The organism is Vibrio cyclitrophicus, from assembly GCA_023206055.1.
GTDB lineage: Bacteria > Pseudomonadota > Gammaproteobacteria > Enterobacterales > Vibrionaceae > Vibrio > Vibrio cyclitrophicus_A.
On record CP065367.1, the window covers coordinates 180,632 to 193,456 of the forward strand.

A 12,825-nucleotide genomic window follows, 5' to 3' on the forward strand; every position below is an offset into this window, starting at 1 on the left:
TGGTCACCATCAATTAAACATCTAGAAAACCGCTACAGTATGACTTTAACGATGAACTCATTGTTGTTGGTTTTATGAGTAAACTGCCAACCTTGGTTCTGACAAACGCGTTCAATGAGTTCTAGGCCGATACCAAAAGAGGTTTGTTGTTCAGAGTCGTTTGCTAAGTTTTGATCTTCCAAGCGGTTGGTTACCTCAAACTGAGCTTGTGACAGGCTGATATGGATCCCTCCGTTGCCGCCGTGCTGGAAAGCATTTCGGACTAAGTTGGTGAGCACAACTTCAGTGAGTTCTCGGGGAAGGTTATGTTTTTCTTGAACAACCTTGATTTGAATATCGACGTCTTTGTTTTTCAAAAGGTAACGTTGGCTTTCAATAATGCTGTCGAGTAGGGGAGCGATCTTGATTTGCTCATAGTTGGTTTCCATCTCGTTATTGCGGCTCATCCATAGCAGAGTCGTCACCAAGGTTTTCATGTTGGTGGCTGAGCGTTGGATTCTTGCGACCGCACGTTGACCACTGTTAGGAATGCTTTCAGACAAGCGAACCAACATATCGCCACTGGCTGAAATGGTGGCAATTGGTGTTCTTAGTTCGTGGCTTGCAGTTTTTAAGAAGAAGCTTTCACGTTCATTGGCTTGACGTTCACCTTGTACGCTTTTAACCAGTTGTGACGCCAGTTGATCGATCTCTTTATATCGAAACTGAGTCAGCCTTTGGGTGTCATCCACATCCAGAGATTCAGACCATTTTGATAGCGTAATAATCGGTTTGGTGACTCGGTGTATCAAAAGGCGAATGATCAAGAACACCAAGAGTAATAGGGCGCCGATGGCAATGAAGGCATTGTTAATTTGGTTCACGGAATCGGGTGGGTTGAGCTCGAACAGATTCAAGTAGATCGCTTCATCGTACTCAGAAATGATGTACAAGGCTTCGTCTTTACCAGAAACTTGATGCTTGGCGGCATAGAGGTATTGCCCTGACTCATTGTTAGGCGAAGGTTGGTAATGATCATAAATAGCGTCGTTATCAAACGTATTCCAATCAAAGGCTTGTTGAAATTTAGCGGGCAGTTCCGAATAGGTTAGAAAGGCTTGGAATGTCGGGTTTTTATAGTCTGGTAATTGCCCTGTTTCGATGTAACGTTGCTCTGCGACTTCCAATTCATACAAGAATCCATATTTTGCCGATTCATTAAGGCCAATGTGGTAGCTCTGTGAAACCATCAAACTGTAGATGGCAGTCAGTAGCACGACGATGCCAAATAAATAGAGGTAGATGTCGCGCTTTATACTGACTCGATTCATGTTCGCGTGTTTCATGATGGTTCCTCATGCAAGACAACACCAATGCCATGAACCGTGTGGATTAACTTTGAGTCAAAGGGGGCATCGACTACTTGTCGAAGCTTAAACAAATGCGCTTTCATACTATCCGAACTTGGCATTTCATCTTCCCATGCTTCTTCAAGCTTGGCTTTACTCACCACGTTAGGGGTGTTTCGCACTAACATCACGAGCATTCGCCAACATACCGGAGAGAGCTTCAATAGCTTGCCGTCTCTATGGACTTGGTGCTTATCTAAGTCCAGTTTGAGATCTGCGACAGACAGAGACGTCACCGAACCTTGAGAGCGACGTATCAGCGCCATGAGTCGTACTTTGAGTTCTTCCATCGCAAAAGGCTTCACTAGATAGTCATCCGAACCGACCTCGAATCCTGCGATTTTGTCTTCTAATGTGTCCCTTGCGGTTAACATCAGGATAGGAGTGGTAACACCTTGTTGGCGAAGAGATTGGCAGAGATCAAGCCCGTCCATTTTGGGCATGTTGATGTCCGTTAAGATGATGTCATAACGCCCCTCTAGAGCAAGATTGAGACCCGCACTGCCATTGTAAGCAAAATCGAATTCGAAACCGTCGAGTTCCATATAGTCTGCAATGGCTTCTGCTAAGTCACTGTCGTCTTCAATCAACAGGGCGTTAATGCTCATAAGTGTCCTTACTTTGTTTCTCGTTCTCTTTTCCAAGCCCAGGTAGGTGGCTGAATAAGAAGCTGTAGTCGGTAGTTCCAATTTGGCGCGTGCCATAATTGTTGGCACAGTTTAACGTAGCCATGGAAATATACCTTAAATGGGTTCACAGAGTTGATTCTCGGGAACACGCCATATCTGACTTCTTCCTCTTCTTTGGCGAAGGTGCCGAACATACGATCCCAAATGATAAAGATCCCAGCGTAGTTCTTATCAAGATACTGTTTGTTGATCGCGTGATGCACTCTGTGGTGCGAAGGCGTATTGAAAACGGCTTCAACTGGACGAGGTAATCGCTTAACCGTTTCGGTGTGCAATAACGTTTGGTATAGCTGCACAAAGGTTTCACACATCAGCACCACAAACGGATTAAAGCCAAGCAGAATTAACGGCAAATGGAAAAAGAACGGGAAGAACCAATCCAAAGGTCCAAACCGGTAAGCAACCGAAATATTAAAGTAAGGCGAGCTATGGTGAACCGAGTGCGTTCCCCATGCTAAACCGTTGCTGTGCAAGAATCGGTGCTCCCAGTAGTAAGCGAGATCGGCCAAGATCAAGCAACCCAGAATTGTCCAACCAGATATCGGTAGCTGAGTTAGGCTGAAATTCTCGTAGGCGTAAACAAACGTGCCCACATAGGCTAACCCGACAAAGAAAAGGGTCACCAACAAGAAGAACAAGGTGACTAAGTTGGTCGCGCTGTCTCCCAACATATCCCAGCTGAGCTTTTTCTTAAAGGCATAGCGGATAAGCTCAAAGATAAACAGAGCCAGAGCAAGCAGTAGAAAATTATCATCTACCCAAGTTTCGGTAAGGATGATGCTCGTTTCTGAGAATTTTTGAGAGAGAAAATTCCCAATGCGATCCATAGTGAAATCCATAACTAAATCCTTTACTGGTTGTTCTTATAATAGACGTATAACTCGCTAGAATCTGGCAACCCATGCTGATTCAGCTGATGGTACTCAATGACCATATCCACTTCTTTTAAAATCGCGATACCTTCCCAAGCTTGTGCTAATTCCTGTTCAGTATGTTCGCCTTTACCTAGTAGAAGCGTGCCTTTGGCTTTGTTTGGGATCTTAATTAAGGGCTTGTTTTTATTTGATTTTGATTGCTGAGTCGGGAAGCCAATCGTGATTGTTGCTTCGCTGAAATCTAAGCTGATGTCTTGATAGATCACGATGACTTGTTGTTGTGCGCTCTCTTTTTCATTGGTTTCGAGGCTCTGATAGAAATCCACCCATAGGTTTGGCACGTTTTCTAAAGGAATTGTCTTACTCAAACCTTGCAGGTAAGTCGTGTTTGCGGTTGCCTGTGGTTTTACCTCTACGGGCTTACTTATTGATGACTGATTCTTTGAGGACTTGTTAGTTGATGACTCAGTTATTGGCTGATCCGTCGAAGCATCCGCAATCGCTGGCTGAATATGTAATACCCCCCAGACAACACCAGTAATACCGACTGTCGTGAGTAGTGAAGCGAATAATTTCATGCTCTTTCCTTGTGTGTCATTTCTCTTATAAGGGACAGTAAAGGAGGTGAGGTAAACAAAAGGTAACCGATCTAGTGACTAAGAGAGTCTGTCGTCTAATTTGTTAATACAGCAATTTGGGACACTTTTTTCCATGTCGGATTGGTAATACTGACGCCATATTCATTTATGGGCTCAATAATGCTATTCAAATATCCCATCTCACTGCTGACGATTATTCGGCTTAATCCATTAAAGGTCGCTACGACTTGGTTAATGGTACTGGCTGAAAACGTGATGCTTATTCTGTTGCCGTTGTTTATTGGTTACGCCATCGACGGCGTGTTAAACCAAAGCTTTCAGCCTTTGATGATGTTGGCACTGATTCTTTTTGTACTGGTGATCATCAGTGTCGTTCGTCGTTTTTACGATACCCGTGTGTATGGTGCTATTCGCGTAAAACTGGCAAACCTTGTTGAGCGCAACCTGCGCGGTTTATCAATTTCGACCAAAGATGCGCGGCTAACCATGTCTCGTGAGCTGGTTGATTTTCTCGAAGATGATTTGCCTACTTTGATGACGGCGGTAGTTCAGTTGGTCGCGACGGTGGTTATCCTCTCAACGTTCCACTTCTCGTTGGCGCTTTGTATGTTGTTTGCAGGGCTGTCGATGTTGGTTATCTACGGCGTATTCCACCGAACATTTACACGACTCAATGGCCAATTTAACGACCAAGTTGAACAGCAGGTGAAATTGCTGAGCGGTGTTCGTTTATCTGCACTCCGCTGGCACTTTGAGCGCTTAAAACAGTGTGAAATCAAGCTGTCTGATACCGAAGCTGTTGTCTATGGGCTGATTTTTATCGTGTTATTTGGCGCGGTTATCGGCAATTTATGGATGGTGAGTCAGCTTATAGAGCCGACCGCAGGGCAAGTTTTTTCTATCGTTACCTATTCACTGGAGTTTGTTGAAACCGCAGTGATGTTACCAATCACATTACAAACCCTTTCTCGTCTCACTGAAATCAGTCAGCGCCTTAATCACACCTCAACTCAACAGGTTACCAAGGAGATACCTCATGAAATTTAAAAAGCCACTTTCTGTATTAGTCGGTTGTGCAGCCATCTTTATCGCGTTGGTTGTCGTTGATGAATTGGAACCTGAAGCTACCCAGCCAGTGAAGAAAGAAGCCGTCCTTGCCCCAGTTTCAGTGTTAGAGGTAACACCATCACAGCATCAATCAACGCTAACGGTATTAGGTGTAACTGCTGCTCGTTGGCCTGTGCAGTTGAAAGCATCCAGTAGTGCACAGTTGAAATGGCTAGATGAAAGCGTTGAACCGGGGAATTTGGTTAACAAAGGCGATGTGTTGGCAAGGTTAGATACTAGCGCAGTTGATGCGAACTTGGCTCAGGCGTTGAGCTCATTGAAACAAGCGGAATTGGAGTTGAAACAGGCTAAGCATGAGCAAACGGTCGCGTTAAAAATGTTGAACCCGAAAACGAGTTCGTCTTTTGCTCGCAGAGAGCCTCAATTACTTGCAGCGAAAGCTAATCTGAAACAAGCGAAACAGGCTTACCTGAGTGCACAGAAATTGTTGGAAGAATCAGTGATTACCGCGCCCTTTGATGCGGTGATCATGAAACGCCATATCAGTCCGAGAGAGTGGATAGAGGCGGTGCAAGTGACCTTTGAATTGGCTGCCAGTGATTCGATTGATATCGAGTTGCCGATTTCTGAAATGCATTGGCAACAAGTTCAAGCCGCTCTGACTGAGCCAAGTATCACGGTGGTGAACCGCTCTGGGAATCTGTGGCCTGCAAAGGTGCGTTATGTCTCTCCTCAAGTTGATTCGGTCACCCGCCAAAGACAAGTCGTGCTTTCGGTTGAGGCGCCTTATCAAAGCAAGCCAAGATTGTTTCCAAATCAGCAGGTTCAGGCTGTGGTTAATCTTGGGCTGAAGGATAACGTAGTCAGCGTGCCTTTAAGTGCGATGACGCGAGACGGATATGTGTGGACGTTAGACAGCAATGATCGTCTACGTAAAGAGTCGGTATCCTTGATTGGGCAAGGTAATCGGGTGCTCGATATTCGGTTTAATCAGCAAAGTGAACAGGTTCGCAGAGTGGTGCAGTATCCGCTTTCTTCAATGTTAATTGGTAAGCAAGTCGAGCCTAACTTCTACCAAGACGATAGTTCAGAATCCATGATCGCGAGCCAATCTGATGATGAGCAGATTGAGGAGGCAAACCAATGAGTTGGATGACCAAATGGTTTATCAATAATCCGGTTGCTGCCAATTTGTTGATGATGGCGATTGTTATCAGTGGTGTGCTTGCGTTCGGACAATTACGTGTCGAGTCGTTCCCACAAATCGCACCGTCTTCCATCAGTATCAGCGTTACTTATCCTGGCGGTACGGCGCAACAGATCGATGAGAGTGTTACCCAGCGAATCGAAGAGTCAATCAGTGGTATTGCAGGCATCAAACAGATCACTAGTCAGTCGAGTGCTGGGATTTCTCAGGTCATGGTCCGTAAAACCAGTAGTACAGATTTAGACAAGCTTCTGGATGATATTCGTAATCAAGTCAACGCGATCAATGGTTTTCCCGTGCAAGCGGAAAGACCGCAAGTTGTGCGAAACGAATTTACCAATTTAGCGGCGTTTGTGGTGGTGTCGGGGCCAAGAACCGATGACGAGTTGCAACCTATCGCTAAGCAACTTGAACAAGCACTGAAAAAGAATCCGCGTATCTCGAAGCTATCAAATTGGGGAACTCGCACATCTCAATTAGTTATCGAGCCCGATCCTGACCAACTGAAAGCCTTAGGGTTGAGCTTAGAAGATCTCGCAGAGCTCGTTGAGCAGCGTTCGCTTGAGACTCGCAGCGGTGAGCTGATTAGTGACAAAGGTCGAATGGTGATTCGTGGTGACGGATACGCCGATGATCTACAGAAGTTAAACCAGCTTGTTGTGATTTCAGGAAGCAACGGAAAAATACTACTGGGAGACATCGCCAAGTTAAGTCGTGGCTACCAATACAGTGGTTCTATCGTGCGTAACAACGGCTCTAACGCCATCGCATTATTGGTCAGTACGAGCCAAACCGACAACCTGCTTAAAGTCAGCGAGGCGATCAGTGAAACACTGGATGCACAACGTGCGATTTTGCCGTCGGATATTGAGTTGAATACCATGGCCGACATGGCACCTTACATTGAAGAACAGCTATTTCGTTTGAGTGAGAATGCATGGCAAGGGTTATTGATCGTCGTAGTTTTACTTGGGATCTTTCTTGAAATTAGACTCGCCTTTTGGGTCGCGATGGGCATTCCAATTGCGCTGACTGGAACGTTGGCAGCAATGCAGTTGTTCAACTACAGCATCAACGACATCACTCTGTTTGGCTTTATCTTGGTTCTCGGTGTGTTGGTGGACGATGCGGTTGTGGTAGGTGAAGCGATACATGAAAAACGGACGGGGAACGTCGGCTATTCTCATAATATCAATGGTTTATCAAATATAAACGGCTCCTCAAATCTAAACGGAAAGACAGCCGCTTGGCAGGGCGTTAACTCAGTATCAGTGGCTACCGTGTTTGGTGTGCTCACAACCATCGCTGCGTTTTCTCCAATGTTATGGATTAATAACGAGCTAGCCAAAGTGCTTGCAGGGTTTTCAGCCGTGGTGATCTTTGCGCTGATATTCTCGCTTATCGAAAGCAAGTTCATTTTACCGTCACACTTGGCTCAGCTTTCTGTGAAAAAACCATCAACGGGTTTGTTCGCCAAGGTTCAGAATGCTGCTCAAGGTAGATTACAGTGGTTTAATCTCAACATCTACAAGCCAGTATTGGAGTTTGCACTTGGTTACAAAGTCGCGTCTCTGCTTGGGTTTGTGGCGGTTATCTCACTGGCTTATGGTATGTGGTCTAACGGTGCGATTCGCAGTGCGTTGTTTCCTGAAATCCCGGGGCGTTACATCACCGCGGTTATTGAACTGGAAGATGGTGCGCCGTTGCCTTTACAGCGCCAAGCCTTGTTGCAAATAGAGCAAGCAATGACACAAGTAGAAAAAGGCTTAATGGACGATTACCCATTACAAGAGAAGCCGGTTGTGAATCTGCTTGCTTGGTCTGATGGCTATGGCGAAATCGAAGTCACAGCTGAGCTTACTAACGAATCTTTAAGCTCACTGCCGGGAAATTTATTGTTGAAGCGATGGAGAGAAAATACAGGGCAAATCGAAGGCGCTTATTCGGTTAAGTTCAGTGCGGCAGAGGAGCCTGCTGGTGGAACATTCTTAACGATCTCTTCCAATGATCGTGAGCTTGCTTCTCTTGTTAGCGAGGAGCTCGCGGATACCTTGGCTTCGTTGAAAGGCGTATCGGATGTCTACGACGATGGTCAGGATGGTTTGCCGCAAGTTCGATTGGTATTGAATCAATATGGTCAGCAACTTGGGTTAACTCAAGCGAAACTGGCTCAGCTAGCAGGCGAAGCGTTTGGTGAAAGAGAAGTGCATCGTTTATTAGAAAATGGGCAAGAGACCAAGGTGCTGCTGCAGTATCCAAGGGATGAGCGCAGAACCTTAGCTCAGCTACAACATGCTCTTATCATGTTACCTAATGGCGGAAGTGTGATGATGGGGGATATTGCTGAGTTTCGTCATGAGCAAGAGCCACAAGTGGTTTACCGCCGTGACCGAGAACAAGTGATCAACCTGTATTGGAAGCAGAACCGAGACCTGCAATCACCAGAAAAAACACGTGAGCAACTTGAAGATACGATTGAATCTCTGCACTTACAGTTTCCAAGCGTGACGATAAAAGCAGGCGGCGAATTTGAAGAGATCGGTGAGGTGTCGAACGGCTTCAAATCAGCGATGATACTAACGCTCATCATGATCTACATTTTGTTGGCGGTGCCTTTGAAGTCCTATTGGCAACCGATGATCATCATGGCTGTGATACCGTTTGGCTTTGCAGGTGCGATTTTTGGTCACTACTTGATGGACTTACCCATCAGCATTCTTTCGATGTTCGGCATGATGGCCATGACAGGCATTGTGATTAACGACTCGTTAGTGTTGATCACGCGCTTTAATAGTGAATATCGCCAAGGCGTACCGTTACAGCAAGCGTTAGTCATTGCGGGTACCAGCCGTTTGAGGGCGATTTTCTTGACGACCATTACAACGGTGTGTGGATTGTTGCCATTGCTAAGCGAAACCGCAGAACAGGCGCAATACTTGAAACCAGCGGCAGTATCTTTGGTATTTGGTGAGTTGTTTGCCACTGCGGTAACGCTGATTTTGATACCTGTGTTGCTTGGCCTGTTTTGCCGTAATCCGCCTCAGGTTGAAAATCTAATTGCACAAGAACCACATGAACAAGATGCATTAGAAGAACTCACTTTGGAGCGCTCGTGATTGATTTTATAAAGGACAAAGACGATAGTGAAGCCAAGCGATCGAATTCAATCAAGTCGACAGATACAAGAGCTTCTATGCCTGAGAAAAAAGACCGTATGACGCAAGAGAAAAAACCTGATTATCAATTGGTGCCCGGTTTTAAACTGGTGCCAGAGATTGCATTGATCGAATCTTTGCCAGAGCATCTTCAAAAACGCTTTACGCATGCATTGACCTTGATGCATGAAGAGTGGGGTGAGCGCCGTACGTGGGAAGAGATAGCAACCGAGAGCGCGATTTCGCCATACCACTTCCATCGTCAGTTTACAGAGTTGTTCAACGAAACACCGGGCCAGTATTTAGGTCGAGTTCGGCTGCAAATTGCGGTCAGTTTGTTGCTCAATGATGAGCCGTGGAGTGTGATTGAAATAGCTCAATATTGCGGCTTTTCATCATCGCAGTCATTAGGTAAGGCGCTTAAGCGTGAACTCGGTGTCACGGCAAAACATATTCGGGAAATGGGCTATAACGCGACTCCCAGAGATACTGCTGACTTTATCCAGAAATTGGCACACCCAGGTGTGCAGTCTTCGATGGAGAAAGAACTGGTTAAGTCTATGCCGATAGAGCTGGTTTGGTATCCAGAGCGCGGTATGCAAAAGCTTAAGTTGGAAGATCCTGATTGGGACACGGTGTTTGAGATATATGGTCAGAAGTCGACGCATTTGATGGGCACTACGCCGATCAAGCAGATGAATAATAAGTGGGACGACATCGACGCTGAAATTGGAAACTGGCAAGTCGCGAAAGATCGCTACGATATGACCATTCCTGAAGGCTACTACTTATGCAGCGACGTTTATCTGGTTTCGGATGTGGCGTACAGCACAGCCTTAGAAGCTCTGTTTAAGGCGGTTGAGCAACAAGGTTTGAAGTTAGATGTGCAAGGTTATTTGGTAGAGATGATTCGCCAGATCGACACGGATGATGTGGAAGGCGTGACGTTCTCTTTTCAGTTACCCATTTTAACCACGCAAGACAGCGAATAATAAAAAGGCTCCTAAAATGAGGAGCCTTTGTTTTATTTCAAGGAGCTGTTTTACCAAGGAATAGTTTATCAGAGCCTCTGTTCGTCAGCTTTAACCGCTAAACAGAGTGGGGGGATTAAGCCTCTGCTGTTACTTTATCGCTGCTCATCTTTTTAAGAGCGGCGTAACCGAAGCCTGTTACTGCCGTACCAGCTGCAATCGCCACTAGGTACATAAGCACAGGAGAGATAGCACCAGGAATCAGTAATACGAACAAGCCGCCGTGTGGAGCCATAAGCTGAGCACCAAACATCATTGATAGAGCGCCCGTTAGTGCGCCACCTGCCATACAAGCTGGGATAACACGCATTGGATCTTTCGCTGCGAATGGAATTGCACCTTCAGAGATGAAACATAGGCCAAGAACGAATGATGCTTTACCTGCTTCACGCTCGCCTGCTTCAAACTTGTCTTTCACTAGGAAAGTCGCAAGGCCCATACCTAGAGCTGGAACCATACCTGCTGCCATGATTGCAGCCATTGGTGCGTAAGTTTGCGAAGCCAGTAGACCAACACCGAATGTGTAAGCGGCTTTGTTTACAGGGCCACCAAGGTCGAAACACATCATTGCGCCTAGAATCACACCCAGAAGAATCGCGTTAGACGTTCCCATGTTGTTTAGGAAAGTTGTCATTGCGCTCATCACGCCAGAAACAGGGCCACCTACGATGTAAACCATCACAAGACCAGTAAACAAACTCGCGATAAACGGAATGATCAGGATTGGCTTGAGGGCTTCCATGGATTGTGGAAGTTGAACCTTGTCGGCAATGAATTTCGCTGCGTAACCGGCAATGAAACCTGCTGCGATACCACCTAGGAAACCTGCGCCCGTTGAGCTAGCCAACATACCGCCGATTAGACCTGGAGCCAGACCTGGACGGTCAGCAATTGAGAATGCAATGAAACCAGCAAGAACAGGAATCATCAGTGCGAATGCAGAACCACCACCAATAGTCATCAATGCTGCTGCTAATGTGCCTTCTTCTTTAAACGCTTCGATACCGAATACGAAAGAAAGAGCGATGATCAAACCACCCGCAACAACTACAGGAAGCATGTGCGATACACCTGTCATTAGGTGCTTGTACACGCCTTTCTTCTCGTCAGCAGGTGCTGAATTAGAAGATGCTGTGTGTTGGTATGGTTTAGCTTCTGCGAATGCTTTTTCCATTTCTTGCTTTGTTTTCTTCAAAGCAGGACTTGTTGTTGTTTTGTATAGGGCTTTGCCGTTAAAACGATCCAGAGGAACGTCAATGTCGGCTGCGATGATAACAAGATCAGCGTCTGCGATTTCTTGGTCTGTCAGTTGGTTTTTCGCACCTACAGAGCCACGAGTTTCCACTTTAATTTGGTGACCTAGGCGTTTGCCTTCTGCTTCAAGCGCTTCAGCTGCCATAAAGGTGTGTGCAACACCAGTTGGGCAAGCGGTAATCGCTACGATTTTTTTGCTACCTGTAGCAGGTGACGTACCAGTCACTTCAACAGTGCTTTCAGCTTGAGAAGCGTCTAATACTGTTGCTTCTGCTGCCGCTTTCTCAAGAAATGCTTTTGCATCTGCAGTGCATTCAGAGATAGCCGCTTGGTACACTTTCTTGCCGACAAAGCGCGCTTTATTAACGTTGGTGTTGGCTGCGATAACCACAACGTCGCTGCTGTCGATAGTGTCTTGCGATACGGTTGAGTCAGGTAGCACGCTTGATTGACATTCAATAGCGGCGTTCCAACCCAGTGCTTTTGTCGCTTGCTCTAACAAGCCTGCGGCGATGATGCTGTTTGCTACGCCACTAGGGCAAGCTGTGATAATGGTAATATTCATAATAAACCTTTTGTCCTATTTGCTTGTGTCTAACTGGCTAGTTGGAGCACTAAGCGCCTGTAATTGGATATTTTGTAGTACTGAATCCAGCTCTTGTTGGCTGGTGATGCCCACGCCTACCTGTGAAACTGCTAGAGCAGATAGGGCGGTTGCGAATTTAATAAGTTCTGGTTTTGGCATCTGTTGCATGTGACCCCAACATAGGCCAGCAACTAAGGTGTCGCCTGCGCCTACCGTGCTTACCACTTGCATACGCGGCGGTTGAGCATGTAGCCATTCACCTTGGTTAAGCCACATCACGCCTTCTGCGCCAAGTGATACCACGATGTTATCGATGCCTTTTTCACTCAGGGCTTGGCCTGCGTGTTGGCATTGGTCGCGTGTGGTCAGTTCGGCATTGAACAGCTGAGACAGCTCTTCATCGTTTGGCTTAATCAGCCAAGGTTGTGCATTGATACCGGCTTTAAGTGCGTCACGGCTGCTGTCGAACAGCACTTTTTTACCTAGGTCACGCAAGCGTTGTACCCAAGAAGCGCAAAGCTCTGGCGACACGCCTTGTGGCAAGCTGCCTGCAATCACGAAGTAATCGTGCGTTTCAGCCAGTTCTAACAAGGTTTCTTCAAACGCTTTAACAGCGTCAGCATCAACAAGAACACCTGGGAAGTTGATGTCGCTAACTTGGCCTGAGTTCTCAACCAGTTTCACGTTGATACGAGTTGCGCCGTCGACACGGATGAAGCGGTCAGTTGCGCCCATCTGTTCGAACAGTTGGCAGAAAGCTTCTTCGTTATTGCGACCAAGGAAACCTGTTACGGTCACTTTCGCGCCAAGCTCTGAAAGCACTTTTGCTACGTTTACGCCTTTGCCCGCTGCATGAAGTGAACCTTTGTTCACTAGGCTCACTGAACCCACGTTAAGTGCGTTGATAGCGCCAGTTAGGTCGAGAGCAGGGTTTAGCGTAACGGTAACGGCTTTGATTTGTTTATCAGACATA

General features: G+C 46.4%; 10 protein-coding genes. 4 read left to right on the forward strand and 6 right to left on the reverse strand.

The genetic code is table 11. The features are described from left to right. Positions 1 to 32: 32 nt before the first annotated feature. From ITG09_16695 to ITG09_16710, 4 genes are read right to left on the reverse strand one after another with little or no spacing between them, the layout of a single operon-like run. Entirely contained in the window at positions 33 to 1,325 is a 1,293-nt protein-coding gene (locus ITG09_16695; protein ID UPR54594.1) for a HAMP domain-containing histidine kinase, read from the reverse strand. Beyond that, positions 1,322 to 1,996, reverse strand: coding sequence for a response regulator transcription factor (locus ITG09_16700; protein ID UPR54595.1), 675 nt, complete (start codon positions 1,994 to 1,996; stop codon positions 1,322 to 1,324). Before ITG09_16700 ends, ITG09_16695 begins: the two co-directional genes overlap by 4 nt. Before the next feature lie 8 nt (positions 1,997 to 2,004). Beyond that, positions 2,005 to 2,916: a sterol desaturase family protein gene (locus tag ITG09_16705; protein ID UPR54596.1), complete on the reverse strand. Its 912-nt coding sequence runs from the start codon at positions 2,914 to 2,916 to the stop codon at positions 2,005 to 2,007. A gap of 11 nt (positions 2,917 to 2,927) precedes the next feature. Beyond that, positions 2,928 to 3,530, reverse strand: a complete 603-nt coding sequence (locus ITG09_16710; protein ID UPR54597.1) for a hypothetical protein — start codon at positions 3,528 to 3,530, stop codon at positions 2,928 to 2,930. Positions 3,531 to 3,671: 141 nt separating this feature from the next. Here ITG09_16710 and ITG09_16715 point away from each other — a divergent pair, with 141 nt between their 5' ends. Genes ITG09_16715 through ITG09_16730 form a run of 4 tightly spaced genes read left to right on the forward strand, consistent with a single transcriptional unit; the run spans position 3,672 to position 9,973 of the window. Then, positions 3,672 to 4,598 (forward strand): ABC transporter six-transmembrane domain-containing protein, encoded by a 927-nt coding sequence (locus ITG09_16715; GenBank protein UPR54598.1) that lies wholly within the window; start codon positions 3,672 to 3,674, stop codon positions 4,596 to 4,598. Next, positions 4,588 to 5,766, forward strand: coding sequence for an efflux RND transporter periplasmic adaptor subunit (locus tag ITG09_16720; GenBank protein UPR54599.1), 1,179 nt, complete (start codon positions 4,588 to 4,590; stop codon positions 5,764 to 5,766). The genes ITG09_16715 and ITG09_16720 overlap by 11 nt, the downstream gene beginning before the upstream one ends. Beyond that, entirely contained in the window at positions 5,763 to 8,942 is a 3,180-nt protein-coding gene (locus ITG09_16725) for an efflux RND transporter permease subunit (GenBank protein UPR54600.1), read from the forward strand. Before ITG09_16720 ends, ITG09_16725 begins: the two co-directional genes overlap by 4 nt. Beyond that, positions 8,939 to 9,973 carry a helix-turn-helix transcriptional regulator gene (locus ITG09_16730; protein UPR54601.1) on the forward strand — a complete coding sequence of 345 codons (1,035 nt, stop codon included), beginning with the start codon at positions 8,939 to 8,941 and terminating at the stop codon, positions 9,971 to 9,973. The genes ITG09_16725 and ITG09_16730 overlap by 4 nt, the downstream gene beginning before the upstream one ends. 115 nt (positions 9,974 to 10,088) lie before the next feature. On the opposite strand, the gene fruA is transcribed toward ITG09_16730, so the two are convergent. Together fruA and pfkB are read right to left on the reverse strand one after the other, a co-directional pair. Then, positions 10,089 to 11,831 (reverse strand): PTS fructose transporter subunit IIBC, encoded by a 1,743-nt coding sequence (gene fruA / locus ITG09_16735; GenBank protein ID UPR54602.1) that lies wholly within the window; start codon positions 11,829 to 11,831, stop codon positions 10,089 to 10,091. Positions 11,832 to 11,846: 15 nt separating this feature from the next. Continuing rightward, the gene (gene pfkB, locus ITG09_16740) at positions 11,847 to 12,824 is read right to left on the reverse strand and encodes a 1-phosphofructokinase (GenBank protein ID UPR54603.1); all 978 of its coding nucleotides are present in this window, start codon (positions 12,822 to 12,824) and stop codon (positions 11,847 to 11,849) included. Position 12,825 lies beyond the last annotated feature (1 nt).

Coding starts and splice junctions, on each gene's coding strand:
- ITG09_16710 (UPR54597.1), bottom strand. CDS start 3,530: ATGAAATTATTCGCTTCACTACTCACGACAGTCGGTATTACTGGTGTT.
- pfkB (UPR54603.1), bottom strand. CDS start 12,824: ATGTCTGATAAACAAATCAAAGCCGTTACCGTTACGCTAAACCCTGCT.
- fruA (UPR54602.1), bottom strand. CDS start 11,831: ATGAATATTACCATTATCACAGCTTGCCCTAGTGGCGTAGCAAACAGC.
- ITG09_16700 (UPR54595.1), bottom strand. CDS start 1,996: ATGAGCATTAACGCCCTGTTGATTGAAGACGACAGTGACTTAGCAGAA.
- ITG09_16725 (UPR54600.1), top strand. CDS start 5,763: ATGAGTTGGATGACCAAATGGTTTATCAATAATCCGGTTGCTGCCAAT.
- ITG09_16695 (UPR54594.1), bottom strand. CDS start 1,325: ATGAAACACGCGAACATGAATCGAGTCAGTATAAAGCGCGACATCTAC.
- ITG09_16705 (UPR54596.1), bottom strand. CDS start 2,916: ATGGATTTCACTATGGATCGCATTGGGAATTTTCTCTCTCAAAAATTC.
- ITG09_16720 (UPR54599.1), top strand. CDS start 4,588: ATGAAATTTAAAAAGCCACTTTCTGTATTAGTCGGTTGTGCAGCCATC.